This window comes from Bacillus sp. LR--39 (genome assembly GCF_053613335.1).
Genome location: NZ_JBSIOT010001352.1, coordinates 1 through 566, shown reverse-complemented (window position 1 = coordinate 566; position 566 = coordinate 1). Strand labels below are relative to the sequence as shown.

1 pseudogene is annotated in these 566 nt (G+C 45.6%); it reads left to right on the top strand.

Annotation, left to right across the window (positions count from 1 at the left end):
* A pseudogene (locus ACWHAR_RS30435) lies at positions 1 to 566 on the top strand (helicase); the annotation flags it as partial.

The following is a 566-nucleotide window of genomic DNA, read 5'->3' as shown; positions in this document are numbered from 1 at the left end:
GACTCCGTTCGATCAGCTTGAATATTGTTTAACCGCTTCAGACGGTGAGGAGCAGCGCATCCGGATGAAATCGATTGAATTGAAATCCAGTCTGGCTTTCAAAGGCATCATCGATGATTACGTCAAATATTTGGCAAAAGGGCACCTGGTGTTTAAACATATCACCTTTCGCGGAAAAAGGATCATCACAAGCGGTCAGATGCGGAAATTTTTCGCGGCCCTTGATCATTCAGACACGCTGTCCAACCGGATTGAACAAACGGGAAAATGGCTGTTGCAGCTCCTGAATAAATATGAACGCCAGGAAAGAAAAAAAGACTGGGTCATCGAAGAAAGCGAGCTGCTGGATAAAGAGGAATACTTAAAGGCTTATAAACGTCTTCAGGAGGAACAGCGCTTTACGGAGAATACGTTTGACGATTATGAAAGGGAGCGAAACCTCCTTGCCTCCATCGTTGCCGAAAGGGAGTTCAAGCCGCTCAAGCAAGTGGTAAAAGCGTTCGGCTTTATTGATTTTAAAGGAACATACCTTCAGCTTTTTTCCGGACGCTATACCCCGCAAACGC